Consider the following 1,196-nt stretch of genomic DNA (forward strand, 5'->3'; position numbering starts at 1 on the left):
GTATTCATTTCTTATATCTTTAACTTGGGGAACAAATTCAATAATATAATCATTTTCCTTATAATAAAAAACAACATAAATTCTTTCATGTTTAGATATGAATTCTAGGGTTTTAATATCGTCAATTTCTAAAGTTAATACTGCCTCAATAATATTGAGTATTGTGCTTTTACCAGTCCCTCGTCCCCCAATAATACAATTTAAATCTCTCGAAAAATCTATACTAAATGCTGCTTCTGATGATTTATTGGGATTATTTATTAGAAAACCAGAATTCCCTGAAGAAACTGTCATTCCTTTAATAAACACATCTGATTTATTGGGTTTACGTTTATATATATTTATAGAGTGGTTTTGAAAAGATTTTTTTAATGATGCAAAGTTCACCTTATTAAATTTTACCCAAGTATTCTTTATCCCTATAGTCTCAATTGAATGCGAATCACTTTCATAAATAACTCCTAGAGTTTTAGCTGCTAATTTATTATGATGCGAGATTCTACTTCTCTGAGACTCTTCACTTTCAAGATTGGTTAATCCAAAGACATCCATTAAATCCGAAGAAAATAATGTTTTATTATATAATCCACTTCCATGTAAATCACTGGTATTTAAATGTGCAATATATGCTAGCCCTTCTAATTCCCCTGCTATCTCTTTTAAAAGATGCTCACTTGTATAGTAAGTCCCTTCTTCCTCACTAATAATTACTTCCTCGAGAAATGTTTGTACTTTGTCATATTTATTTTCATCAAAAATGGCTACAAGATGATTCTGTTCTGAACAGGATATCTCTACACCCAAAAATAAATGTATAGGTTTCTTATTACTAATGTTCTTTATTCTCTCTAGATAGTACTCTTCTAAGGCATATTTTAATTTCTTGAATCCTTGTATTGTATTATGATCAGTGATAACTGCAACTTGAATTTCTTCCTGAAACATTTTGTGCGCAATTAACATATATGCAATATATTCTTTAAAAGATAAAAAAGGCTTACCATTACTTTTAAGTTCATTAAAGTATTCTTCGCTTTGATAATAGTCAATATTACTTAATATTTCTTTTTTATTATCTATTGTAAGATATTCTACAAAAACTGAGTAACTCAATATTTTATTAAAAGTTAATCTATGGTAATTCTCTCCTTTAATTAGTTCATAATCATGGGATGCAGGTGTGTGAAAATGAAATT

General features: G+C 28.2%; 1 protein-coding gene. It reads right to left on the reverse strand.

What is annotated here, in order from left to right:
- Positions 1 to 1,196 (reverse strand): Spaf_1101 family AAA-like ATPase (locus ACFRAK_RS29205; RefSeq protein WP_394573231.1); only part of this gene is annotated, 1,196 nt, incomplete at both ends.

This window comes from Peribacillus sp. NPDC056705 (genome assembly GCF_043656335.1).